Annotated in this window: 26 protein-coding genes; 16 read left to right on the forward strand and 10 right to left on the reverse strand. The window is 54.6% G+C overall.

Annotated features, from left to right (window positions below; all coding sequences use genetic code 11):
- Positions 1-37: 37 nt before the first annotated feature.
- Complete coding sequence (gene eno / locus H7U06_RS12835; RefSeq protein WP_124575206.1) at positions 38-1321, forward strand: phosphopyruvate hydratase; 1284 nt, start codon at positions 38-40, stop codon at positions 1319-1321.
- 56 nt (positions 1322-1377) lie between these two features.
- Entirely contained in the window at positions 1378-1710 is a 333-nt protein-coding gene (gene ftsB / locus H7U06_RS12840) for a cell division protein FtsB (protein ID WP_012079128.1), read from the forward strand.
- A 38-nt stretch (positions 1711-1748) separates the two neighbouring features.
- Here ftsB and hslO read toward each other — a convergent pair whose 3' ends face one another.
- Together hslO and H7U06_RS12850 are read right to left on the reverse strand one after the other, a co-directional pair.
- Positions 1749-2675: an Hsp33 family molecular chaperone HslO gene (gene hslO, locus H7U06_RS12845; protein ID WP_175626530.1), complete on the reverse strand. Its 927-nt coding sequence runs from the start codon at positions 2673-2675 to the stop codon at positions 1749-1751.
- Between the two features lie 2 nt (positions 2676-2677).
- On the reverse strand, positions 2678-3202 hold the full coding sequence (locus H7U06_RS12850) for a gamma carbonic anhydrase family protein (protein WP_175626531.1): 525 nt from the start codon (positions 3200-3202) through the stop codon (positions 2678-2680).
- A 169-nt stretch (positions 3203-3371) separates the two neighbouring features.
- On the opposite strand from H7U06_RS12850, the gene H7U06_RS12855 reads away from it, so the two are divergent.
- From H7U06_RS12855 to H7U06_RS12905, 11 genes are all read left to right on the forward strand, one after another.
- Positions 3372-4205, forward strand: coding sequence for a ferritin-like domain-containing protein (locus H7U06_RS12855; RefSeq protein WP_175626532.1), 834 nt, complete (start codon positions 3372-3374; stop codon positions 4203-4205).
- A gap of 186 nt (positions 4206-4391) precedes the next feature.
- On the forward strand, positions 4392-4700 hold the full coding sequence (locus H7U06_RS12860; protein WP_175626533.1) for a hypothetical protein: 309 nt from the start codon (positions 4392-4394) through the stop codon (positions 4698-4700).
- Between the two features lie 182 nt (positions 4701-4882).
- Positions 4883-5749 carry an alpha/beta fold hydrolase gene (locus H7U06_RS12865; protein ID WP_175626534.1) on the forward strand — a complete coding sequence of 289 codons (867 nt, stop codon included), beginning with the start codon at positions 4883-4885 and terminating at the stop codon, positions 5747-5749.
- 94 nt (positions 5750-5843) lie between these two features.
- Positions 5844-6680 carry a 3',5'-nucleoside bisphosphate phosphatase gene (locus H7U06_RS12870; RefSeq protein WP_175626535.1) on the forward strand — a complete coding sequence of 279 codons (837 nt, stop codon included), beginning with the start codon at positions 5844-5846 and terminating at the stop codon, positions 6678-6680.
- 101 nt (positions 6681-6781) lie between these two features.
- Positions 6782-7654: a protease HtpX gene (gene htpX, locus H7U06_RS12875; protein ID WP_175626536.1), complete on the forward strand. Its 873-nt coding sequence runs from the start codon at positions 6782-6784 to the stop codon at positions 7652-7654.
- A gap of 62 nt (positions 7655-7716) precedes the next feature.
- Positions 7717-8340 (forward strand): L-threonylcarbamoyladenylate synthase, encoded by a 624-nt coding sequence (locus H7U06_RS12880; RefSeq protein ID WP_175626537.1) that lies wholly within the window; start codon positions 7717-7719, stop codon positions 8338-8340.
- A 176-nt stretch (positions 8341-8516) separates the two neighbouring features.
- Positions 8517-9173: a site-2 protease family protein gene (locus tag H7U06_RS12885; RefSeq protein ID WP_175626538.1), complete on the forward strand. Its 657-nt coding sequence runs from the start codon at positions 8517-8519 to the stop codon at positions 9171-9173.
- Between the two features lie 30 nt (positions 9174-9203).
- Complete coding sequence (locus H7U06_RS12890) at positions 9204-9782, forward strand: bifunctional 2-polyprenyl-6-hydroxyphenol methylase/3-demethylubiquinol 3-O-methyltransferase UbiG (protein WP_175626859.1); 579 nt, start codon at positions 9204-9206, stop codon at positions 9780-9782.
- Between the two features lie 86 nt (positions 9783-9868).
- Positions 9869-10747, forward strand: a complete 879-nt coding sequence (dapA, locus tag H7U06_RS12895; protein WP_175626539.1) for a 4-hydroxy-tetrahydrodipicolinate synthase — start codon at positions 9869-9871, stop codon at positions 10745-10747.
- A gap of 127 nt (positions 10748-10874) precedes the next feature.
- Positions 10875-11999, forward strand: coding sequence for an outer membrane protein assembly factor BamC (bamC, locus tag H7U06_RS12900; RefSeq protein WP_254873240.1), 1125 nt, complete (start codon positions 10875-10877; stop codon positions 11997-11999).
- Positions 12000-12031: 32 nt separating this feature from the next.
- Entirely contained in the window at positions 12032-12811 is a 780-nt protein-coding gene (locus H7U06_RS12905) for an MBL fold metallo-hydrolase (RefSeq protein ID WP_175626541.1), read from the forward strand.
- A gap of 111 nt (positions 12812-12922) precedes the next feature.
- On the opposite strand, the gene H7U06_RS16390 is transcribed toward H7U06_RS12905, so the two are convergent.
- Positions 12923-13156, reverse strand: a complete 234-nt coding sequence (locus tag H7U06_RS16390; RefSeq protein WP_124575193.1) for a hypothetical protein — start codon at positions 13154-13156, stop codon at positions 12923-12925.
- A 231-nt stretch (positions 13157-13387) separates the two neighbouring features.
- Positions 13388-14509: a cupin domain-containing protein gene (locus H7U06_RS12915; protein ID WP_175626543.1), complete on the reverse strand. Its 1122-nt coding sequence runs from the start codon at positions 14507-14509 to the stop codon at positions 13388-13390.
- A 78-nt stretch (positions 14510-14587) separates the two neighbouring features.
- On the opposite strand from H7U06_RS12915, the gene H7U06_RS12920 reads away from it, so the two are divergent.
- Entirely contained in the window at positions 14588-15133 is a 546-nt protein-coding gene (locus H7U06_RS12920; RefSeq protein WP_175626544.1) for a peptidylprolyl isomerase, read from the forward strand.
- A gap of 85 nt (positions 15134-15218) precedes the next feature.
- On the opposite strand, the gene H7U06_RS12925 is transcribed toward H7U06_RS12920, so the two are convergent.
- The 3 genes from H7U06_RS12925 to H7U06_RS12935 all read right to left on the reverse strand — a co-directional run bounded on the left by H7U06_RS12925 (position 15219) and on the right by H7U06_RS12935 (position 19657).
- On the reverse strand, positions 15219-16163 hold the full coding sequence (locus H7U06_RS12925) for a hypothetical protein (protein WP_175626545.1): 945 nt from the start codon (positions 16161-16163) through the stop codon (positions 15219-15221).
- Between the two features lie 8 nt (positions 16164-16171).
- Positions 16172-18814: a DNA mismatch repair protein MutS gene (gene mutS, locus H7U06_RS12930; protein ID WP_175626546.1), complete on the reverse strand. Its 2643-nt coding sequence runs from the start codon at positions 18812-18814 to the stop codon at positions 16172-16174.
- Between the two features lie 156 nt (positions 18815-18970).
- The gene (locus H7U06_RS12935; protein ID WP_175626547.1) at positions 18971-19657 is read right to left on the reverse strand and encodes a fumarylacetoacetate hydrolase family protein; all 687 of its coding nucleotides are present in this window, start codon (positions 19655-19657) and stop codon (positions 18971-18973) included.
- 215 nt (positions 19658-19872) lie between these two features.
- Here H7U06_RS12935 and H7U06_RS12940 point away from each other — a divergent pair, with 215 nt between their 5' ends.
- Positions 19873-20127, forward strand: coding sequence for a hypothetical protein (locus H7U06_RS12940; protein ID WP_175626548.1), 255 nt, complete (start codon positions 19873-19875; stop codon positions 20125-20127).
- 85 nt (positions 20128-20212) lie between these two features.
- Here H7U06_RS12940 and H7U06_RS12945 read toward each other — a convergent pair whose 3' ends face one another.
- The gene (locus tag H7U06_RS12945; RefSeq protein ID WP_175626549.1) at positions 20213-21559 is read right to left on the reverse strand and encodes a DEAD/DEAH box helicase; all 1347 of its coding nucleotides are present in this window, start codon (positions 21557-21559) and stop codon (positions 20213-20215) included.
- Between the two features lie 258 nt (positions 21560-21817).
- The gene (locus H7U06_RS12950) at positions 21818-22612 is read right to left on the reverse strand and encodes an inositol monophosphatase family protein (RefSeq protein ID WP_175626550.1); all 795 of its coding nucleotides are present in this window, start codon (positions 22610-22612) and stop codon (positions 21818-21820) included.
- Positions 22613-22743: 131 nt separating this feature from the next.
- On the opposite strand from H7U06_RS12950, the gene H7U06_RS12955 reads away from it, so the two are divergent.
- A complete protein-coding gene (locus tag H7U06_RS12955; RefSeq protein ID WP_175626551.1) occupies positions 22744-23517 on the forward strand; it encodes an RNA methyltransferase in 774 nt (257 codons plus the stop codon).
- A gap of 10 nt (positions 23518-23527) precedes the next feature.
- Here H7U06_RS12955 and lexA read toward each other — a convergent pair whose 3' ends face one another.
- Positions 23528-24187 (reverse strand): transcriptional repressor LexA, encoded by a 660-nt coding sequence (gene lexA, locus H7U06_RS12960; RefSeq protein ID WP_175626552.1) that lies wholly within the window; start codon positions 24185-24187, stop codon positions 23528-23530.
- Positions 24188-24244: the final 57 nt, after the last annotated feature.

Below are 24244 nucleotides of genomic sequence, written 5' to 3' on the forward strand. Positions count from 1 at the left end.
ACAAACGTTAAAAGAATTTGTAATTTAGGAGAATTAGATGAGTGCAATTGTTGACATCATTGGTCGCGAAGTAATTGATTCACGCGGCAATCCGACCGTTGAATGCGATGTCTTGCTGGAATCCGGTGTCATGGGCCGTGCGGCCGTACCGTCCGGCGCGTCGACCGGTTCGCGCGAAGCAATCGAATTGCGCGATGGCGACAAGAGCCGTTATTTCGGCAAGGGCGTGTTGAAGGCATGTGAGAACATCAACACCGAAATCTCCGAAGCGATCATGGGTCTGGATGCCAATGAACAGGCTTTCCTCGACCGTACCCTGATCGACCTCGACGGTACCGAAAGCAAATCACGCCTGGGCGCAAACGCGACCCTGGCAGTGTCGATGGCAGTTGCCAAGGCAGCCGCTGAAGAATCCGGCTTGCCACTGTACCGCTACTTCGGTGGTTCGGGCGCGATGCAAATGCCTGTGCCTATGATGAACGTCATCAACGGCGGTGCCCACGCAAACAACAATCTGGATTTGCAAGAATTCATGATTATTCCAGTCGGTGCGCCTAGCTTCCGCGAAGCGATCCGCTACGGTGCGGAAGTGTTCCACACCCTGAAAAAAATCATCAATGACAAAGGCTTGCCAACTTCGGTAGGCGATGAAGGTGGTTTCGCTCCTTCGGTGGAAAACCACGAAGCAGCGATCAAACTGATCTTGCAAGCAATCGAACAAGCCGGCTACGAGCCAGGCACGCAAATCGCGTTGGGCCTGGATTGCGCTGCCAGCGAATTCTACAAGGATGGTAAATACAATCTGTCCGGCGAAGGCATGACCTTGTCGAGCGCTGATTTCACCAACCTGCTGGGCACCTGGTGCGACAAATACCCTATCATCTCGATCGAAGACGGCATGGCTGAAAACGATTGGGAGGGCTGGGCAACACTGACCAATGCATTGGGTAAAAAAGTGCAATTGGTTGGCGACGATTTGTTTGTGACCAACACCAAGATCCTGCGTGAAGGCATCCAGAAAAACATCGCCAACTCGATCCTGATCAAGATCAACCAGATCGGTACCCTGACCGAAACTTTCGCTGCGATTGAAATGGCGAAACGTGCAGGTTACACCGCTGTGATCTCGCATCGCTCGGGCGAAACCGAAGATTCGACCATTGCAGATATCGCAGTTGGTACCAATTCGCTGCAGATCAAAACCGGCTCGATGTCGCGTTCGGATCGTATGGCGAAGTACAACCAATTGTTGCGCATAGAAGAAGATCTGGGTGATATCGCGAGCTATCCAGGCCGCGGTGCATTCTACAATTTGAAGTAAGCATGATCCGGTCATGCAGCCTTGCTGTATGACCGGAATTTCCTTGTAGATGTCTGATGCGTCTCATTATTCTTTGTCTCGCAGCGCTGGTAGTGCTGATCCAATTCCCGCTGTGGCTGGGGAAGGGCGGTTGGCTGCGCGTGTGGGACCTCGATCACCAGGTGGTCGCAGCACAGAAAAAGAATGACGAGCTCAAGGCGCGTAACGCCAAACTGAATTCCGAAGTACAGGATTTGAAGGAAGGTACCGGCGCCGTTGAAGAACGCGCCCGTTACGAGTTGGGCATGATCAAGGAAAACGAAGTCTTCGTGCAGATTCTTGATCCTAACAAGAAGTCCACCTTCGTTTCGATTCCCCCGCCTGTCGTAGAACCCAAAGAAAAACGTTGAATGATGCGTGTCGCAGGACACGCACCATATAGCTGGCTTTAGTGCTTGCTCGGGCTGGCCGGGATCAGTGTTTCGACCGGTGCTTCGCTCACGAACAGTTGTGCGCAATCGACCGGGTCAAACTCATAGTGCTGACCGCAGAAGTCGCAGTCTATCGCCAGTTTTCCCATTTCTTCCAACGCCGTTTCCACTTCCGCCTGGCCCAGCATTTTCAGCATGGAGCCGACTTTTTCACGTGTGCAGCTGCACAGGAAGTGTGGATGCTTGGGATCGAAAATGCGTATGTCTTCTTCCCAGAACAGGCGACGCATCACGGTTTCGATATCAGTCGACAACAGCTCCTCGGTGCGCAGCGTGGATGCCAGCATGACAGAGCGATCCCATGGTTCCATCTCTTCGCCGCTGGCCGATTTGATGCCGCCTTCGCCAGGCAATTTCTGCAGCAGCAAGCCACGTGAGACATTGCCATCAGCTGCCAGCCACAGGCGGGTATCCAGCTGTTCCGAACGCATCATATAATTTTCGATGACAGTCGCAACCGACTCGCCATCCAGCGGCACGATGCCCTGGTAGGCCTGCTGGCCTGGCAGTTTGTCTTTCGGGTCCAGTGTAATGACAAAGCGACCGCTGCCGTTCTGGTTGACCAGCTGCGTCAGGGTGGTGTCGTCGGCGATGACTGCAGAGTCAGCCAACTTTGCGGTGGCGCGCATATTCAGGTCGGAGTCGCATTCGACTACCAGCAAACGCAGCGGGCCGTCACCGTGGATTTGCATCACGATGGCACCATTGAATTTTAGGTTGGCAGACAAAAGTGCAGCAGCCGACAGCATTTCGCCGAGTATGGTTTTTACCGCAGCAGGATATTCACGTCGGGCCTGTACATGTTTCCATGTCTCTGAAACATCGACCAGCTCACCGCGTACCGCAGTGTTTTCGAACATGAATTTTTGTAGTGTATCGGTCATGCTTATCCTATCCGTTTCAATTTATCTTTAAATTCACGCGCACGCTCTACATAGCTGTTTGCGATGCGCTGCAAGTTGGCGACATCCGCCTCGTTCAGTGTGCGTATGGCGCGGGCAGGCGCGCCGATGATCAATGAGTTATCCGGGAATTCCTTGCCTTCGGTGACCAGTGCGCCCGCACCGACCAGGCAGTTTTTGCCGATTTTGGCACCGTTCAGGATGATGGCCTGGATTCCAACCAGTGAGCCTTCACCTATGCTGCAGCCATGTATCATCGCCTGATGACCGACGCTGACATTGTCTGCCAGCGTTAGCGGGAAGCCGGGGTCTGCGTGCAGTACCGCGCCTTCCTGCAGATTGCAGTTACGGCCGATGGTGATGTCTTCATTGTCGCCACGTATGGCCACCTGGAACCACACGCTGGAGTTGTCCTTGATGGTCACGCGTCCGACTACGGTGGCGGTATCCGTCACGTAAGCGCTGGTGGCTATGTCAGGGACGTGCTCGCCTAATTGGTAGATGGCCATGTTGTCAGTAAAATAGTAAGGTTTTAATCGTGCCTGACCAGGCTACAAGTCCCGTAGCCGGATCAATCTCCGTAATTGGGGTCGTATTCCCGAATTGGAAGTCCCGCGCCGAATGAATTATGGCAGCCAGCCTGGCTGCGCCAATAAAGCGCTATTTTACGTTACTCACATGCATATTCTCGAATCCACGCCCGGCGCAAACTATGAATTGCGCGCGCTGGCTCTGTATTGGGCCGGGCAGACCGACGCCGCTGCCAAGGCCGCAGGTGTGATCGGATTGGCAAAATCCTGGGCGGCAGGTCAAATCGGACTGAGTCCGGCCGCCTCTTTGCAGGCGCAAGTGAGCATCCCGGGACGCCCGGCCTTGCCCGAGCTGATCTCGCCCAAATTCGTCAAACACCGTTCCATGCGCACGACAGAGGGACGCGCCGCGTTAATCCATGCGCTGACGCATATCGAGTTCAATGCCATCAACCTGGCGCTGGATGCAATCTGGCGCTTTGTCGGTATGCCGGCGGCTTATTATGCGGACTGGCTGCAGGTCGCAGGAGAGGAAGCGCTGCATTTCTCGTTGCTGGCCGGACATTTGCAGGTATTGGGTCATCAATATGGTGATTTCCCCGCACACAACAGTATGTGGGAAATGGCAGACAAAACCAGCAGCGATATCCTGGCGCGCATGGCGCTGGTGCCGCGTACGCTGGAAGCGCGCGGGCTGGATGCCACGCCGCTGACCCGAGCCAAGCTGGCGCAGGCGGGTGACCAGGCTGCGGCAGAGATACTGGATATCATCCTGCGCGACGAGATAGGACACGTGGCAATAGGCAATCACTGGTATAAAGTGCTGTGTGACGAGCGTGGACTTGATCCGGTGACAACGTATGCCGATTTGACCGTACACTACAAAGCACCTGTTTTGCGCGGACCATTCAATCTGGATGCACGGCGGGCGGCCGGTTTTAGTGAGCCGGAGCTGGATGCGCTGCAAGCTGAGCCACGCTAGATTTTCGCTTCACCTGTTGTTTGCATTTGTTACACCCTGTTACTGCATGAATGGAAACTTGGTTCAACGTTCTTAGTCTGATGGAAAGATTGTCGTATCGATAATCGCAATGCGTAGGGATGTTTCTCTGCCAGTGCATTTTGGTTTGAGGCATCTTTTTCGTATCACTTCTAAAAGGGAAAAATCATGAATTCAAGCAAAACTCTCATCTCGCTACTCGCAGCTAGTGTGTTGATCGCAGGATTGGCCGCCTGCCAGAAAAAAGAAGAAGTCAGTGGCGGCCCGGCGGAAACCACCGGCCAGAAGATAGACCAGGCCGCAGCTGCGGCAGGGCAGAAAATAGATGAAGCAGCTGCGAAGGTTAGTGCCGAAGCAGAAAAAGCCAAGGCTGACATTAGCCAGGGCGCTGCCAATATGACAGACGCGGCTGGTAAAAAAGTCGAAGAAGTCGGCGTGAAGATGCAAGACTCCGCTAAAGACAGCACCAGCAAGTAAGCAGTTTTTCCAGCAAGCGCGCCGCCAGTTCTGCTGTCGGCGCGCTTTGTTTGTTTACGCTCGTGCAGTCGTGCGGGCTTAGCCTTACAGTGGCTGGAATGTAAAATGCTTAGTAATCAATTGCAGTATTTGTTGCTCGTTTTACAGAGCTATTTCTATCGACAATTTTTATTGAATTCAGCATGAAGTCTACGCGTTCGGAATGGATCAATATCCGCGGTTTGCAATACCACATACGGCATTGGGGCGAGCCTGACGCGCCTGTCCTGTTCATGCTGCACGGCTGGATGGATGTGTCGGCTTCGTTCCAGTTCCTGGTCGATAGCCTGCAAGGCGAGTGGCATGTGATTGCACCGGATTGGCGCGGTTTTGGTTTGAGCGATCATGCTGCCGGTAACTACTGGTTTCCCGATTACCTGGCAGACCTCGATGCCATCCTGCAGCATTATTCGCCGGAACAGTCCGTCAATTTAGTTGGGCATAGCCTGGGCGCGAACGTCGCTGGTATTTATGCGGGTGTGCGGCCGGAACGGATCGCGCGGTTGATCTTGCTGGAAGGATTCGGTATGCCGGCGACGCGAGCCGAAGATGCGCCAGCACGCTTTGCCAACTGGCTGGATGAGTTGCGTGAACCGCCCGTGTTACGCGACTACGGCAGTTCAGCAGAAGTTGCGCGACGCCTGCAGAAGAATAATCCGCGCCTGAATAATGAACGTGCGGCATTTTTATCTGTCCATTGGGCAGCGCCGGATAAGGATGGACGTTGGGAGTTGCAGGCTGATCCTGCGCATCGATTGTCGAATCCTTATCTGTATCGCATTGATGAAGTGCAGGCTTGCTGGCGCGCGATTACGGCCCCGGTTTTATGGGTGGAAGGCAAGCAGAGTGAATTGCTGGCGCGTTTTGGCGCTGACCCGCGCGCGGTGGTCGATGAGCGGATTGCTTGTATCGCCGATGCCACTGTCGTCCTGCTCGATGATGCGGGGCATATGCTGCAGCATGATCAGCCGGAACAGCTGGCTGCTGCAATGGAACAATTCCTTGTCTGAAGCCGCCTATTCCTTTTTGCTGTGCAGCAAATCACCGCTATCACGCGTACAATCCTTACATGCGCCCATGCTGGCGCAAAACTATTGAATTTGCATGTTAAACGCTGACCTACATTGCCACTCCAACTTTTCTGACGGTACCTTGACGCCGACGGCTCTGGCTGCACGTGCCAAGGCAAATGGCGTCGATGTATGGGCGATGACAGACCATGATGAAGTCGGCGGCCTGGCAGAAGCACGTGCTGCTGCCGCTGCGCTCGATTTGCCGTTTGTCGCGGGTGTAGAAATCTCTATCACCTGGTCTGGACAGACCGTGCATATCGTCGGTTTGCAAATCGACGAAACCAATGAAACCCTGGTGCAGGGTCTGGCGAGTACCCGTGGCGGGCGTGAACCACGCGCGCGTGAAATTGCCGCGCAACTGGAAAAGATAGGTATCAAAGGTGCGTATGAAGGTGCACTCAAATTCGTTGATAATCCTGACCTGATTTCGCGTACCCACTTTGCGCGCTACATCATCGAACAGGGTTTATGCGATAACTTGCATGATGTTTTTGCCAATTACCTGGGCGAGGGCAAGCCGGGTTTTGTCCCGCATCGCTGGGCCAGCCTGCAGAATTCTGTCGATTGGATACGCGCCGCCGGAGGCATCGCCGTGATCGCCCATCCGGGACGTTATAAATTTACTGATCTCGCATTTGACGCCTTGTTTAAGGAATTTAAATCCTTCGGCGGTGTCGGAATCGAAGTGACGACAGGTAGTCATACTGTCGATCAATATGATTTTTATGCGAAGGTTGCCAGGGACTATGATTTCCTCGCTTCGCGTGGTTCCGATTTTCATGGTCCAGGCGAGTCGCGCGTTGACCTGGGCGGCTTGCCGCCGCTGCCAACAGGTGTAAAACCGGTGTGGCATAACTGGGGGTGGTAAATTTTGTGAAGATTTCGTTAAAAACAGTGAGTTACACTATTGAAATTTTCGATTGCGGTCTTATTTAGGAATCGCTCTTAACCCCCTCTGGAGGCTATTGAATGAAACGTATTTTCCTCTTCATCGCGACGAATATTGCAGTTATCGCGGTGATGTCCGTGGTCCTGTCGCTGCTGGGCGTAGATCGCTTTATCTCGCAGGCTGGACTGAACCTGCCGATGTTGCTGGTGTTCTCGCTGGTGGTTGGCTTTACCGGTTCCATCATCTCGCTGCTGATCAGCAAGCCGATGGCCAAGTGGTCGACCGGTGCGCGCGTGATCGATGCGCCATCGTCGAGCACTGAATTGTGGCTGGTCGATACCGTCGGCAAGCTGTCACAGCGTGCGGGTATCCGCATGCCGGAGGTCGCTGTTTATGATGGTGAACCGAATGCATTCGCGACTGGCGCTTTTCGTGATTCCGCTCTGGTTGCGGTGTCGACCGGTCTGCTGCAAAGCATGACGAAGGAAGAAGTGGAAGCTGTGCTCGCACATGAAGTGGCTCACGTTGCCAATGGCGACATGGTGACCATGACGCTGGTGCAAGGCGTGGTCAATACTTTCGTGGTGTTCCTGTCGCGTGTGGTTGGCTACTTTGTTGATCGTGCGATTTCGCGCGACAACAATAACAGCCAGGGCATCGGTTATACGATTACCGTCATTGTGTCGCAAATCGTATTTGGTATTGCTGCCTCGGTGATCGTTGCATGGTTCTCGCGTCATCGTGAATACCGTGCGGATGCAGGTGCTGCCAAATTGCTGGGTAGCCCGCAACCGATGATGAAAGCGTTGGCACGTTTGGGCGGGATCGAGCCGACCAGCTTGCCGGAAGGTCTGGCTTCGCTGGGTATCAACGATAAGCCTGGATTCGCTGCCTTGTTCTCCAGCCATCCGCCTATCGAAGATCGTATTGCTGCGTTGCGTAACCTGCGATAGTCTTTAACAAAGGAAGACACGGCGGCGGTGGCTAAAAAAGCTGCCGCCGCCCTTATTATTTTATGAGCCAATTTTTTCAAATCCATCCTGACAATCCGCAAGCGCGATTGATCAGCCAGGCGGTGCAAATCATCCGGGACGGTGGCATTGTCGCCTTGCCGACTGATTCCTGTTACGCGCTGGTTTGTCATCTCGACGACAAGGACGCCGTGGCGCGCCTGCGTCGCATACGTAATGTCGATGACAAGCATCACCTGACGCTGCTGTGCCGCGACCTGAGCGAGATTTCGCTGTACGCCAAAGTGGATAATCAGCAGTACCGTTTGCTGAAAGCGGCGACGCCGGGTGCTTATACTTTCATCCTCGAAGCGACCAAGGAAGTGCCGCGTCGCCTGAGTCATCCATCGCGCAAAACCATAGGTTTGCGCGTACCGGAAAACCGTATCGTGCATGCCTTGCTGGAAGAGTTGGCGCAGCCTTTGCTGGGCACCACGCTGATCCTGCCGGGTGAAGATGAGCCGCTGACCGATCCGGAAGAGGTACGTGACCGCCTGAACAAAGTAGTGGACCTGGTGATCGATGGTGGTGCCTGCAGTTTTGAGCCGACTACCGTGATCGACCTGACCAGCGGTGAACCTGTATTGCAGCGCCAGGGGCGCGGCGATGTTGCACTGTTTGGTCTGTAATGAGAACGCATCTCACGGATATTGGTGAAATGCGTTCTAACCTTTCCCCTCGCGCTTGTCGGCTCTGACCGGCAGGCGCGTCTTGTATGCCGCCATGCTAGTCCTGAGGGGGTATATATCCGATTGCTTACGCCGTTGTCATAAACGACGGCATCCCCTCTGATAAAATTCTGCCGATGAACGATCTTATTCAAACCTTTTCCGTTTATGCATTGCCTATCGTATTCGCGATTACCTTGCATGAAGCTGCGCATGCCTACGCTGCCAAATACTTCGGTGACACCACTGCTTACGCGCAAGGGCGCATGAGCCTGAACCCGATCAAGCACATCGATCCTATCGGTACCTTGCTGATACCTATCGTGCTGTATTTCGCTGGTAGTCCTTTCCTGTTTGGTTACGCGAAACCGGTGCCGGTCAACTTCGGCAATTTGCGCAATCCGAAGAAGCAGATGGCTTTCGTTGCGCTGGCGGGGCCGGCGGCTAACCTGGTGATGGCACTGATGTGGATGTTGCTGGCGGTGTTCCTGCATGCCTTCGGCTCGACTGAAGAATTCCTGATGCGCATGGCGCAGGCCGGTATCCTGACCAACCTGGTGATTTTCGCGTTTAATCTGTTCCCGATTCCACCGCTGGACGGTGGTCGCATCATGACCAGCCTGCTGCCGAATAAATATGCGTACAAGTTTGCGCAGTTGGAGCCCTATGGTTTCTTCATCGTGCTGGCGCTGGTCTTTTTGAAGGTGCTGCATTTCTGGATGGTGCCGGTCATGACGATTGCCGAGACCGGTTTGCTGCTGTTGATTTCCCCGATTACTTTTTTACTGAACTGAGTTCGCGTGTCACAACCATCGATGATGCAGATGCCAGGCACTAACGCACATAATGCAATGGACAAGGCTTCGGCCTGGGTCACTCGCTTTGCGCCGCTGATTCCGGCTGGCGAGGTCTTGGATCTGGCTTGCGGAGCAGGGCGTCATAGTCGGCTGCTGGCGCAGCACGGGCATCCGGTACTGGCAGTCGACCGGAATGAGGAAGCGTTGGCTTTGGCTGCCGGTTCTGGCATTCAAACCATGCAAGTCGATCTGGAGACCGCAGAGCCTGCCAAAACCTGGCCGTTTGCCGCTGACAGGTTCGCTGGCATCGTCGTCACCAACTATCTGCATCGCCCACTCTGGGGCAGCATGGTCGCCAGCCTGGCGGACCAGGGCGTGCTGATTTACGAAACCTTCGCGCTGGGGAATGAGCAATTTGGCAAGCCGTCCAATCCTGACTTCCTGCTGGCGCATGGGGAATTGCTGGAAGTTGCGCGTCTTTATGACCTGCAAGTGGTGGCTTATGAGGATGGGTATCTGGATGAGCCCAAACCGGCGATGGTACAAAGAATTTGCCTAATTAAGGCCAATAAGGGTCTGAAAGCCACTAATTTGCGCTTAAATTGAGCTTCTATTCTTTGCAAGAGCACACCACATAAGCGGGCGATCCGCTACAATCTAATATTCTCCAATTTTTTCGCTCACACACTATTATGATTCAGGGCAGCTTAGTCGCAATCGTTACTCCCATGCACGCCGACGGTACACTCGATATTCCGGGCCTGCGTAAATTGATTGATTGGCATATCGCAGAAGGTACTGACGGCATCGTGATCGTCGGTACTACCGGCGAATCGCCAACAGTCTCAGTTGAAGAACATTGCGAGCTGGTCCGCGTCACTGTAGAACATACCGCCAAGCGCGTTCCTGTCATCGCCGGTACCGGTGGTAACTCGACCTCTGAAGCCATTGAACTGACCCAGTTCGCCAAGGATGTAGGCGCGGATGCGTCGCTGCAAGTTGTACCTTATTACAACCGTCCTACCCAAGAGGGTATGTATCAGCACTTCAAGAAAATCGCGGAAGCGGTTGACCTGCCTGTGATCCTGTACAACGTCCCTGGCCGTACCGTAGCGGATATGTCGAACGACACTATCCTGCGTTTGTCCAAAGTACCAGGCATCATCGGCGTCAAGGATGCGACCGGCAACATCGGTCGCGGCACTGAATTGCTGCGCCTGGTGCGCAAGGATTTCGCGGTGTATTCGGGTGACGATGCAACGGCTATGGCCCTGATGTTCTGTGGTGCCAAAGGCAATATTTCGGTCACTGCCAACGTCGCACCACGCGCAATGCATCAATTATGCGATGCAGCGGTGAACCAGCGCGTTGCTGAAGCGGTCGAAATCAACAACAAAATGATTCCTTTGCACACCAAGCTGTTCATCGAACCGAATCCGGTACCTGTCAAATGGGCGATGGCTGAGATGGGTTTGATTCCATCCGGCATGCGTTTGCCTATCGTGCCGCTGGCTGCAGAGTTTCACGAGACAGTGCGTGCCGCGCTGCGTGAATCGGGCGTATTACAATAAGCCCGCTCAATAAGCCTTGATGTGGCGTTCGCAGCCGAAGTTGCCAGCTGAACCAGCTTTTTAAGTATTCAACATAATTACTCGGAAGATTTCTTACATGGCTCAAAGTAGCTTCGCAAAACGTGGAATGATTTACCTGCTCGCGCTCACTGGTGGTCTGGCTGGATGCAGCTCCATCAATTCGATCCTCGAGCCAGGACGCATCGACTACAAAAGCGAGGTGAAAAAGACACCTACGCTGGAAATTCCTCCTGATCTGACCCAGTTGCAACGTGAAAACCGTTACGCCTTGCCGGATGCAAACCGTGGTACTGCCACTGCTTCTTCGTACAACGCGCAACAGACGACACGTCCGGCTGAGCAGGCCGCGACTGTCGCGCCCAAGGCTTTCAACGATATCCGCGTAGAGCGCGATGGTTCGCAACGCTGGCTGGTCGTCAACCAGGCACCTGAAGTCCTGTGGCCTAAGGTCAAGGATTTCTGGCAGGACAACGGCTTCCTGATCAATCTGGAGGCACCACAATCCGGCGTGATGGAAACCGACTGGGCTGAAAACCGCGCCAAGATCCCGCAAGACTTCATCCGCTCGACCCTGGGCAAAGTATTTGATTCGCTGTACTCGACCGGTGAGCGTGACAAGTTCCGTACCCGTCTGGAACGCGGTGCGAACGGTACCACCGAAATTTACATCAGCCATCGTGGCGCAGAAGAAGTCCTGACTGGTACCGACAAGGAAACCACGGTGTGGACTGCGCGTGCTTCCGATCCTGACCTGGAAGCAGAATTTCTGTCGCGCCTGATGGTTGCGCTGGGCGCTGAAGATACGCGTGCCAAGGCAGCTGTTGCCAACGTGGTAGCGCAATCTTCGCGTGCCAAGCTGGTGAAAGCACCTAGCGGCAATTACGTGCAGGTAGACGAAAGCTTTGAACGTGCATGGCGTCGTGTCGGCCTGGCACTGGATCGCGTCGGCTTCACCGTCGAAGACCGTGATCGCAGCCAGGGTCTGTACTTCGTACGCTATGTCGACCAGGGCGACGATGCGAAAAACACCGAGAAAAAAGGCTTCTTCGGCAATCTGTTCACCTTCGGTTCTTCCAAGGCAGAGAAGGATAAAGCAGCAGCGCGCTATCGCGTCGCCATCAAGAGCTCGGGCGACACCAGCCAGATCACTGTGCTGAACAGTGACGGCAAGCTGGAATCGTCGAAAACAGGCGAACGTATCCTGAGCCTGTTGAACGAGCAACTGAAGTAATTTGTAGTAATGCCTGCTGACGAGGCCTGCGCATGAAATTTGCCAGCCTCGGCAGTGGCAGTGAAGGAAACGCTTTACTCATTTCTACCCAATCCGGCAGCTCGCGTACTACGCTGATGCTGGATTGCGGCTTCGGTATCAAGGAAACCGAAAGACGTCTGGCCAGATTGCAGATGCTCCCGACGGATCTTTCCGGCATCATCGTTACCCACGAACACCAGGACCATGTAGGTGGCGTATTCAAGTTCGCCCGCAGGCACAAGCTGCCAGTCTGGCTGACTTATGGTACTTACCAGGCGGTGCATGATAAGTGCGACGGCGTACAGCTGCATTTCTGTCGTGACAGTGAGCGCTTTGCGATAGGTGACCTGGAGCTGTCGCCTTATACCGTACCGCACGATGCCCGTGAGCCGGTGCAATACGTCGCCAGTGACGGCGCAAGCAGGCTGGGAGTGCTGACTGATGCCGGACATGGCACCGCGCATATGATAGCTGCGCTGGACGCCTGTGATGCCCTGATGCTGGAGTGCAATCATGACCGGCAAATGCTGATCAATTCCACTTACCCACCTTCACTCAAGCAGCGCATAGGCGGCGAGTACGGCCATCTGTCGAACCATGCGGCGGGTGAGATTCTGGCAGCACTGGACAAGTCACGGTTGCAGCGGATCGTTGGTGCGCATCTCAGCCTGAAAAACAATACGCCGGAACTGGCGCGGGCGGCTTTGACCGGGGTGGTGGCAGATCGCGCCGAAGTAATGATTGCGTGCCAGGAAGAGGGCTTTGGCTGGGTGGAAGTCACGCTACCCTGAGTGCCGCGATGGAAATGAGGCAACTCACCTCAGTGCGACTTTAATCGCGAATGCTGCAGGCATAAAAAAACCGACCCGAGGGTCGGCTTTCTCATCCAGAAACTGGATTAATTACTTAGCTGCTGGTGCTTCAGCTGGAGCTGCTGCAGGAGCTGCTGGAGCTTCAGTTGCTGGAGCAGCTGGAGCTTCTGCTGCTGGAGCTGCTGCTGGTGCTGCTGGAGCTTCTGCTGCTGGAGCAGCTGCAGGTGCTTCAGTTGCTGCTGGTGCTGCAGGAGCTTCTTCTTTTTTGCTGCAAGCGGTCAAAGCAATAGCCAACAGGGATGCGATCAGCAAGGATTTTGTCATGATTATCTTTCAATAACTAGGTTGATATTAATTTGCGATGAATAATTACCGGTAATTATCGCTCTATAGGGTGCTTCGTAGTATTTCGAACCATAATGTTGCGGTGCGATGAAACGAAACCTTCCTAACCGGTAATTATAGCGCTTCTTTTTGTTTGTGACACAACACTTTTACATTTTGGTAAGTGCTAGTTTGTAACAAAATATGAATGGATTATGACGTGATTTGTCATCATCCCAGCAGTAACCAGCCGTCTTTGTGCCATGTGTGCAGCGCATCGATGACATCAGCAGAAGCCGAACTGATAAGCGTTCCACTGAGCGATCTTACATTCGCCAGTTCTTTCAAAACTGCCAAATCCTCGTCTCCGACTTCGAACGAAGTACCGTTAATGAAGACATAATTGCTGCGATGCAGCATAAGACTTTTCAGAGAAAGCTTGATGCCGTTTTTCTTTGCACTTTGCAGGAAGCGGGCACGCGTCAGGTTTTCTTCCGGTGCGTCGAAGTAGATCTGCGCTTTGGGTTCGGACAAATACTCGCCGACAAAGAGTGTGATGTCTTCCTGCGTAAAGCGCACCTTGTTCAATTCGGCGGCGATACGCGACAGCATTGCGCTGCTGATTTCCGCGGGCTGCTTGGCTGGCTTCAGATCAGGGTCGGCATAGCGACCCGGCAGGTCTATGGTGTCTATCATAGACTCCAGGAAGGCTTCACCCAGCTCTTGATAGGACGGCGCGCGGAAACCGATAGAGTAGGTCATGCATTCGTCCATTGCCACACCTTCGTGCGCATACTGCGGTGGCAGGTAGAGCATGTCGCCGGGAGCGAGGATGAATTCTTCTTCGGGCTGGAAGTTCTTCAGGATTTTCAAGGGCATGCCGTCGACCAGCGTGAGGTCGGTTTGTGCACCTATGCGCCAGCGGCGGTGGCCATGCGCTTGCAGCAGGAACACGTCGTAAGAGTCGAAATGCGCGCCGACGCCACCTGTTTCGGTGGCATAGCTGATCATGAGGTCATCCAGGCGGGCATCCGGGATAAAACTGAATTCGCGCATTAGTGCATCGACCGCTTCGTCATGCAAATTGACGCCTTGTACCAACAAAGTCCAGTCTTTTTGCGTCAACGGCGGCATCTTCTCAAACGGGCCGTTGTCCATATTCCATACCCGTTTGACATGTGTAATCAGACGCGATTCGACATCTTCGCTTTGCACCAGCTCAAACAGTTCGTCGCGTGTCAGCAGCGGCTGGAAATCGGGGATGGCCTGGCGGATCAATAATGGCTTTTTGTGCCAGTAGTCGCGGAGGAATTCTGCGGCGGTCAGTCCGCCTAGTAAGGTCAGTTTTTTCATGGCGCCATTATATAGGTTGCCATGCCATAGCTTTGGTGCGCGAGTATAATTGCGGCCATATTTAATGAAAGGATCATCATGAAGATTGCCAAGAATACGGTCGTGACCGTGGAATACAAATTGTCAGACGCGCAAGGCGATTTGATTGAAGAAGGCCGTGAGCCTATGGTGTACCTGCACGGCGGCTATGAAAATACCCTGCCTAAGATCGAAGAAGCGCTCGAAGGCAAGGAAGCCGGCTTCGAAGATACGATCCAGGTTGAACCTGAAGATGCTTTTGGTGAATACGATGCCAACCTGGTCAAGATCGAGCCACGCAACCGCCTGCCGGAACCACTGGAAGTAGGCATGCAGTTTGAAGGTTCGCCGGAAGCGGAAGATGAAGATGAGCAACCACTGATCTTTACCGTGACCGACATCGCTGACGACAAGGTTGTGCTTGATGGCAATCACCCGTTGGCAGGCATGGCACTGCGCTTCACTTTGAAAGTGACCGAAGTACGCGCTGCGACTGAAGAAGAAATTGCACATGAGCATGTACACGGTGCACATGGTCACCACCACGGTGACGAGGATGACGAAGGCGAAGCCGGCGATCATTTCCGCAGCCATCCTATCCACTAATAGCTGAATTTGCTGTCCGGTGAAACGGGCGCATAAAAAACGGATGCCGAGGCATCCGTTTTTTATTGGTCGCGCACTATATCGTTTAGTGACGCGCCGCTTGTACCGTGATCGGATTGATTAGTGTGAACAGGTCAGCAGACGCCGGATTGACGTGAATCTTGCGCCATGGTGGTTCTACACGCAACGCGCCTATATTGCCGCGCCAGCTGATGCCTTTCGGTGATGGTGTTGCGCGCGTGTTGTAATCGCTGTGCACGATCAGTATCTTGCCGTGGTACTTGTCGGCGAAAGCCAGTATCTGGCGTCTCAGATCAGCAAAACCCTCACGCTTGCCGGAAGAGAACATCGATGAATGTTCGGCCTGCAGCAAAGGATTGCCATCGCAAAAAATCACCACGCCATCGACCTTGCCGATTTTTGCCGTGATGAACAGTCGTTTCAGCCAGTCGCTATTCGCGGTCTGGCGGTCTTCGAATTCAGTATTGTGACCGGCTGCATACTGGTAGTTATTGTTATTCGCCGGGACATTGATGGTGGCAAACATTACATCGCCGATACGCCAGCGCATATTCTCGGCATAGCTGCGGAATTGCGGCATGGTGGACTGACGTACCAATGGGATCTTGCTGTCGCCGAGTGAAAGATCCTCGCTGAACAGCAGGTCACGTAAACGGTTCATGCGGTCTGTTGCGATCAAACGATTTTTGCTGTTGACGCAGCGTGTCCAGTCATAGCCACTGACGGCGACTACTACGCCATTCTTCGCGCTGTCCAGCAGTGTCTTGCGGTTGCGATAGAGACTGTCGCTACACGGTTCTTCTGCTGCCTTGATGCCGCTGGCGACCACGAAGGCGAGGTTGTCGGCATCGCTCTCGGTAATTGCTTCACGCAACACGGTTTCGCTATCACTGGCCTTGACCGGTTTCGCGATCACGCCGAAGCTGAATGGCGTTGTATCGGCCGCCTGCACCCATACCGGATGCAGGAGTGCGATACAGAGCAGCAATGGCGTGGCGACGAGTTTCATGCAGTCATTTACTGATTGCTCAGTTCCTTCAGGCGATACAGTGCATCCAGTGCTTCACGTGGCGACAAGGCATCCGGATTGATGGCAGCGATAGCCTCATCCACCGCCGAGGGCGCTGGTGCTTCAGGTGCGCTTTCTATTGCGCGCGCAGTACTGCCGCCAGAAAACAAATCAAATTGTGGCGTCGCCTGCATCGAGTTCGCTTCCAGCGATGCCAGATGTTTGCGTGCAGCACGTATAACTTGCTGCGGCACACCGGCCAGTTGCGCCACTTGCAAGCCATAGCTTTGCGAAGCAGGTCCGGCTTGTACTGCATGTAAGAACACAATACTGTCTTTATGTTCCACTGCCGACAAATGGACGTTGGCCGCCGTCGGGTGGACTTCCGGCAACTGTGTCAGTTCGAAATAGTGGGTGGCGAACAGCGTAAAGCTTTTCGTATTGTCGATCAGGTGTTTGGCGATCGCCCAGGCCAGTGCCAGGCCGTCGAAGGTCGAGGTACCGCGACCAACCTCATCCATCAGTACCAGTGAGTTCTCTGTCGCACCATTCAGGATGGCCGCCGACTCGGTCATTTCAACCATGAAGGTCGAACGTCCGCCGGCCAGGTCATCAGCAGCACCGATACGGGTAAAGATACGGTCAATAGGGCCGATCACGGCGCTGGTCGCTGGTACGAAGCTGCCGACATAAGCGAGCAGGGTGATCAGGGCGACCTGACGCATATAAGTCGATTTACCGCCCATGTTAGGGCCGGTGATCAGCAGCAACTTGCATTCGCTGGAGAGCAGGCAATCATTGGCGATGAAACGCTCTATATGGTTTTCAACGACAGGGTGGCGACCTTGTTCTATCGTGATGGTCGGCTCGCTGACCAGTTGCGGTGCGCACCAGTTATGGCGCAATGCATGTTCGGTCAGGGCGACCAGCGTATCCAGTTGCGCCAGCGCATGCGCGATGTTCTGCAGCGTGGCGATGTGCTGCGTCATTTGCAGCAAGACTTGTTCGTACAAATACTTCTCACGTGCCAATGCACGTTCCTGTGCCGACAGTGCTTTGTCTTCAAATGCTTTCAGTTCAGGCGTGATGTACCGCTCGGCATTTTTCAGGGTCTGGCGGCGGCGATAGTCGTCCGGCACTTTATCGGTCTGCCCATGCGTGACTTCGATATAGAAACCATGCACCTTGTTGTACTCAACGCGCAGATTGCTAATGCCGGTGCGCGCACGCTCGCGGGTTTCGAGATCGATCAGGAATTGCCCTGCGTTTTCCGACAGACCGCGCAATTCATCCAGCTCGGCGTCAAAGCCGCGTGCGATCACGCCGCCATCGCGCACCATTGCTGCTGGTTCCATTGCGATTGCGCGCTCGACCAGATCCAGGCAATCACTGGGTGTTGCGAGGGCCTCGTGTATGGTTTTCAGCAAGGGGGCATCGGCATTGCACATTGATACATAAGCGCGCAGCGACGGTAGCTGCTGCAGGCCGCCGCGCATGCCAGCGAGGTCGCGCGGACGCGCCGACATCAGTGCGATGCGGGTGGTGATGCGTTCAACGTCAGGTACTGAAGCCAGCGTAGAGGCGAGGCCGCTGCAGGCATCGGCATGCATCAGCGCATTGATGGCGGTATGACGTGCGATTGCCACGCTTTGATCACGACGTGCATGATGCAGCCAGTGTCGCAACAGGCGTGAACCCATCGCGGTACGGCAGTGATCGAGCAGGGAGAACAGCGTGGCAGCATTCGTATCCTGTCCGCGTATGGTTTCCGTCAGTTCCAGATTGCGACGCGTGGCGGCGTCGAGGCCGATGAATTCATTCTCGGTTTCTACCGTCAGCATACGTACATGCTGCAAGCCTTTGCCTTGGGTAGATTGCGCGTAACGCAGCAAGGCACCGGCGGCACCGATAGCGGCGCTCAGGTTCTCCGCGCCGAAGCCGGTTAGTGTGCCCACATTCAGTTGTTCGTATAAAGCCTTGGTGCCGTGTGCGATATCGAAGTGCCAGTCAGGCACAGTCGTGTTCTTGGCAAACGCGTATTCATTGAACAAATCATTGACCGCTCCAGAGACCAGGATTTCTGCCGGTGCGATGCGTTCGAGTTCATGTTTCAGGCGTGTATCTGCATTTTGCGCATCGGTCGCGAATTCCATCAGCTTCAATGCGCCACTCGCCATCGACAGCCAAGCCAGCCCTATGGTAGTGGTCTTGCGTTGTGTGGTGCTGTATAGCGCGAGCAGGGGCTGTTCTGATTTTTCCGGCAGCAGGTCGGAATCGGTCAGGGTACCCGGCGTGATCACGCGCAAGACTTTGCGCTCTACCGGACCTTTGCTGGTCGCCGGATCGCCTATCTGTTCGCAGATGGCGATGGACTCCCCCAGTTTTACCAGCTTGGATAAATACTGATCAACTGCATGGAAAGGCACACCCGCCATTTTGATCGGGTTGCCGTTGGAGGAGCCGCGCTGGGTCAGTGTGATGCCGAGCAGACGCGACGCTTTTTCCGCATCGTCGAAGAACAGTTCATAGAAATCGCCCATGCGGTAAAACACCAGGGTGGTCGGGTACTCGGCCTTGATGCGTAAATACTGCTGCATCATCGGAGTATGTTTTTCGCTGACCTCTGGTGTTTGAGGCTTGATGGTTTTCATATGCTTGATGTCATGTAAATGCGGTGTGCGGAAGGCGAGGAAAACAGCCGATCATTGTACGAGAATGCTAGGCTGCGCATGAGCTATATCGCCGCTTCCCTTGATACATTCAGAGATTTCGGCGACTCGCATCTCTGCAAGCCGCGTACTGGTCGCTTAGGCGTAAGTGACGACCAGTTCTTCCAGCCCGTCTACATGCCCTACCAATTTGTCTCCGCGCTGCACCGGGCCGACGCCAGCCGGAGTGCCGGACATGATCAGGTCGCCTGGACGCAGCGTGATCATATTGGACAGGTAGGCGATTGTTTCGGGTACGTTCCAGATCAGGTCAGCGAGGTCACCTTTTTGTTTCAATTCACCATTGATCTTGAGCCAGACCGCGCCTTTGCTTGGATGACCGATTTGCGTGACCGGCGTGATGCCAGTGCAGGGAGCTGAATTGTCGAAGGCTTTGCCCATTTCCCATGGGCGTCCCATTTTCTTGGCGATGCCTTGTATGTCGCGGCGTGTCATGTCCAGCCCTACGCCGTAACCAAATACGTGATCCAGTGCCTGTTCGACTGGGATATTCGCACCGCCACGTCCGATAGCCACGATCATTTCGATTTCGTGGTGTAAATCCTGAGTCAGTGTCGGATATGGGATGGTGGCATGGTTGGCCGCGATAGCATCAGCAGGCTTCATGAAGAAAAATGGCGGTTCGCGATCAGGATCGTGGCCCATTTCACGGGCATGCTCAGCGTAGTTGCGACCGACGCAGTAGATGCGTCCGACCGGGAACGGCTTGTCACTCTCGCTCACGGGTAAAGTCGTGATTGGCGGGAAATCAATTGCGTAATCCATCGTATTTGTTCCTGATGTTTAATGGGGGATTGCTTGCAGGGCATCCGCTGAACCAGCGTGGCGTTCACCCGGGAGGGAAGGAGGGCGTGAGCAAGAGCGAACATGATAAATTTTAAATGCGTCAAAATCAACTGAATGAGCGGCAAAGCCGCGCCATGCCAGCGTGTTTCCGTTTTCGGTATGATGCACTTTTCCTTTCCCGCAGGAGTGTATGTATGGATGCAAGCAGTCGTAGTGAAGCAGACGTTGCAGCGAAGCTGGGAGCAATGCGTTATTTGCTCATCATGCTGATCCAGCGACTGGACGCGAACCTGCAGGTGAAGACTGCGGATTTGATGGCTGGCGTGCAGGCCGATTGGGCTGCGCTCGCACCAGATATTGCCGAAGGGCAGTTACTTGATCAGGTATTCAGGGAAACCTTGGATATCCTGCAAATTGCCGCAGGCGGCAAGCGCGATATGCCTGCTTAGAGAAGGATGTAGTTCAGGATACGACAGGAAGAAACTGCCAGAACCCATGCAGAAGATGGATCCCGGCTGAAGTACGTGCGTCGGATTAGCGTCCGCGCCCACCCGAGCGGTGTGGTGCCGACGGACGTGCATTCGAGTTGCCGCCGAAGCCGCCGCGGGACGGTCCGTTAGGCTTGCCTGCCGGTGCCTTGCCGGATTTGGCTGGCGCGTTACGACCCTGACCTTGCGGACGGCGACCTGGTGCATCGTTGCTGCGACGCTGGATAGGTTGCGGCTTGGCATTCAGGTCTGGTTCAAAGCCAGGAATCACTTCGGATGGCAGTTTGCGTTTGATCAGCTTTTCGATGTCTTTCAACATTTCCAGTTCATCGACGCAGACCAGCGAGACTGCTTCACCAGTGGCGCCAGCGCGACCGGTACGACCGATGCGGTGTACATAGTCTTCCGGTACGTTAGGCAAGTCATAGTTGACTACGTGTGGCAATTGATCGATGTCGATACCACGGGCAGCGATGTCGGTCGCAACCAGTACTTGCAGGCTGCCGTCCTTGAACTCGCTGAGGGCGCGGGTACGTGCCGACTGACTCTTGTTGCCGTGGATGGCCATGCCGCTGATGCCGTCTTTTTCCAGTTGTTCTACCAGTTTGTTCGCGCCATGCTTGGTGCGGGTAAAGACCAATACCTGCGACCAGTTATTGCTCTTGATCAGGTGCGCCAGCATGGGGTGTTTCTTGTCGCGATCGACCGGATGGATTTTTTGTTCGATGATTTCCACTGTCGAATTGCGACGTGCGACTTCTATGGTCGCAGGCGAATTCAACAAGCCGTCTGCCAGTGCCTTGATCTCGTTCGAGAAGGTGGCGGAGAACAGCAGGTTTTGACGATTCTTCGGCAAGGCTGCGAGGACACGGCGTATGTCTTTGATGAAGCCCATGTCCAGCATGCGATCAGCTTCGTCCAGCACCAGGATCTGGATGTGGTTCAGATTGACCGTGCCTTGTTGCATATGGTCGAGCAGGCGGCCTGGTGTCGCCACCAGGATATCGACGCCATGCTTGAGCATTTTGATTTGCGGGTTGATGCCGACGCCGCCGAAGATCACGGCAGAGTTCAGGTTCAGGTATTTGCCGTAGGTGCGTACGCTTTCTTCGACTTGTGCCGCCAGTTCGCGGGTTGGTGTTAACACCAGTGCACGAATAGGACGTTGTGCGGTAGCAGACGCATGCGGCGTGCCGCTGGTCGCGAGGCGATGCAGTATCGGCAGCGTGAAGCCTGCGGTTTTGCCGGTGCCGGTTTGTGCACCTGCCAGCAAGTCGCCACCTGCCAGTACAGCGGGAATCGCCTGGGCCTGGATAGGGGTAGGGTTGGTGTAACCGCTTTCAGTAACGGCGCGAACAATTCCTTCGGCTAAGCCGAGGTCAGAAAAAGACATGAATACTCAATAGAAAATTATCGGCCTGTCGCCGCAGTGGGCGCCAGTCGCAGGCAAACGGGGATTAGGGTGCGGAAGTCGCAGGACAGCGGCAAGGTGACTGGTGGTATGCCGTGTGCCGCGAGTATAGCAGTAGTGGGCTGGAAGCCGGGGATTACTTGCTGATGCATGGTTGACATGCGTATACCGGAATGAAAAAAGGGAAGTACCAGCTGCTCAATCCGTCAGCGGATACTTCCCTTTCTTGTGCAGAGCTACTTACTTGGCGTATGGGCTCAACAAGGAAACCATTTGCGCAAATACTTTAGGCGTACCAGCGATGACATCACCTTTGTACAAGTAGTCGGATTCACCATCGAAGGTGCCCATGATGCCGCCGGATTCAGTGATCAGCAAAGAACCTGCTGCCATATCCCACGGTTGCAAACCTTTTTCAAAGAAGCCATCGAGACGACCGCAAGCGACATAAGCCAGGTCGAGTGCAGCGGAGCCAGGACGACGCAAACCAGCGCAGCTTTGCGTCATGATCTTGAAGACTTTCAGGTATTCATCAATATCGTCGCCTGCACGGAACGGGAAGCCGGTGCCGATCAGTGCGTCAGCAATCTTGTCGCGCTTGGTGACACGGATGCGTTTTTCATTCAGGTAAGCGCCTGCGCCTTTGGTCGCCGTGAACAAGTCATTGCGGGTCGGGTCGTAGACCACGGCTTGCGTGATCTGGCCGCGTTGTTGCAGGGCGATCGATACGCAGTATTGCGGGAAGCCGTGGATGAAGTTGGTGGTGCCGTCGAGAGGATCGATGATCCAGACGTTGTCGTTTTCGTCGTGCAGATTGCTCGACGCGCCGGATTCTTCGGCGAGGATGGCGTGGTCGGGGTAGGCGGATTTCAGGACTTCTATGATCGCCTGCTCAGCGGCCTGGTCCACTTCGGTCACAAAGTCGTTAGGCTTTTTTTCGGTGACCTTGATACGGTCCAGATCGAAGGACGCGCGATTGATGATGGCAGCGCCGCGGCGGGCAGCTTTGACCGCCGTATTAAGCATGGGATGCATAGAGTTTCCGTTAAAATGGCGGTCCTTACGCCTCAGGGCGAGCAGAACCACCTAAATTGAAATTAATGAGCGATGCGGTATAGAGTTGCCATTTCTGACATGATTCTTACCGCGCAATGCCGCTATTTTAAATGATGCAGCCACAAACCGACACGCCTCTTTTCAATCGACTTCGTTTTATCCTGGTGGAAACCAGCCGTCCCGGCAATATCGGGGCGACCGCGCGCGCTATCAAAAACATGGGTTTTACCGATCTGGTATTGGTCAATCCGCGTTTTCCGGATGCTGCGTTACAGGAAGAGGCGGTTGCGTTTGCCAGTGGTGCGCAGGATATCTTGCAGTCTGCCCGCATCGTTGGTTCGATAGAAGAGGCACTGGTCGATTGCAACTTTGCTGCCGCAGTGACGGCGCGCTTGCGCGAATTCTCGCCACCGGTGATTTCGCCGCGTGCGTTGGCGACGCGTCTGGTTGAGGAGAGCGGTTTGCGCGCAGCGGTGGTGTTTGGCAATGAGCGTTTCGGCTTGCCGAATGAAATCGTGGAAAAGTGCAATGTACTGATCAATATTCCGGCGAACCCGGATTATTCATCGCTGAACCTGGCGCAGGCGGTGCAGGTATTGGCTTATGAAGCACGTATGGCTGCAGTAGGCGAGACGCGTACTGCGACAGAAATCGGCTTCCAGGGTGAGGCCGCGAGCATGGCGCAGATCGATGGCATGTATACGCATCTGGAGCAGGCGCTGGTAGCAATCGACTTCCTTGATGCAAATAATCCGAAGAAGCTGATGCCACGACTGAAGCGCCTGTTTTCCCGTACCCAGCTAGAGACAGAAGAGGTTAATATCCTGCGTGGCATCGCCAAGCAGATACTGGCGCAAAAGAATAAAGGCGGAGATAAAAACTGAGGCGTTTGCCTCAGTTCCAGGTACGCATCAGGCCGACCGCCAGGCCTTCCAGTGCAAATTCGTCGTGCGCCAGGTCCACGCGTATCGGTTCAAAGTCCGGGTTCTCCGGCAGCAATTCAATCAATGAGCCGGATTTCTTGTAACGCTTGACGGTGACTTCTTCACCCAGACGTGCCACCACGATCTGGCCGTTTTTCGCGGTATCGATTTTCTTGACTGCTAGCAGGTCGCCGTCGAGGATGCCGGCGTCGCGCATGGACATGCCGCGTACTTTCAGCAGGAAGTCTGGTTTGGCCGAGAACAGCGAGCGATCTACATCGTAGGTGGCTTCGATATGTTCTTGCGCCAGGATAGGCGAGCCAGCGGCTACGCGACCGACCAGCGGCAGGCTGAGTTGCATCAGGGCTGGATGTGGCAAGGCCATCTGGCGGGCAGAGGAGCGATCATCGCCGTGGCCCATGTCGCGCAGACGGATACCGCGTGAGGTACCGGGGGAAATTTCGATGGCGCCTTTGCGCGCCAGGGCCTGCAAATGTTCTTCGGCCGCATTGGCCGAGCGGAAACCGAGTTCTGTTGCAATTTCGGCACGGGTCGGCGGAAAGCCGGTATTTTCGATCGCATCGCGTATCAAATTCAGGATTTGTTCTTGGCGTGCTGTCAGTTTGATCATTGCGTAGGCCCGTTTGGTGACGGGCGTAGCTGTGACGCCCGTAAACTGTTTGTATGA

The organism is Herminiimonas sp. Marseille-P9896 (assembly GCF_903993245.1).
In the GTDB taxonomy this organism is placed as follows: Bacteria; Pseudomonadota; Gammaproteobacteria; order Burkholderiales; family Burkholderiaceae_D; genus Oxalicibacterium; species Oxalicibacterium contaminans.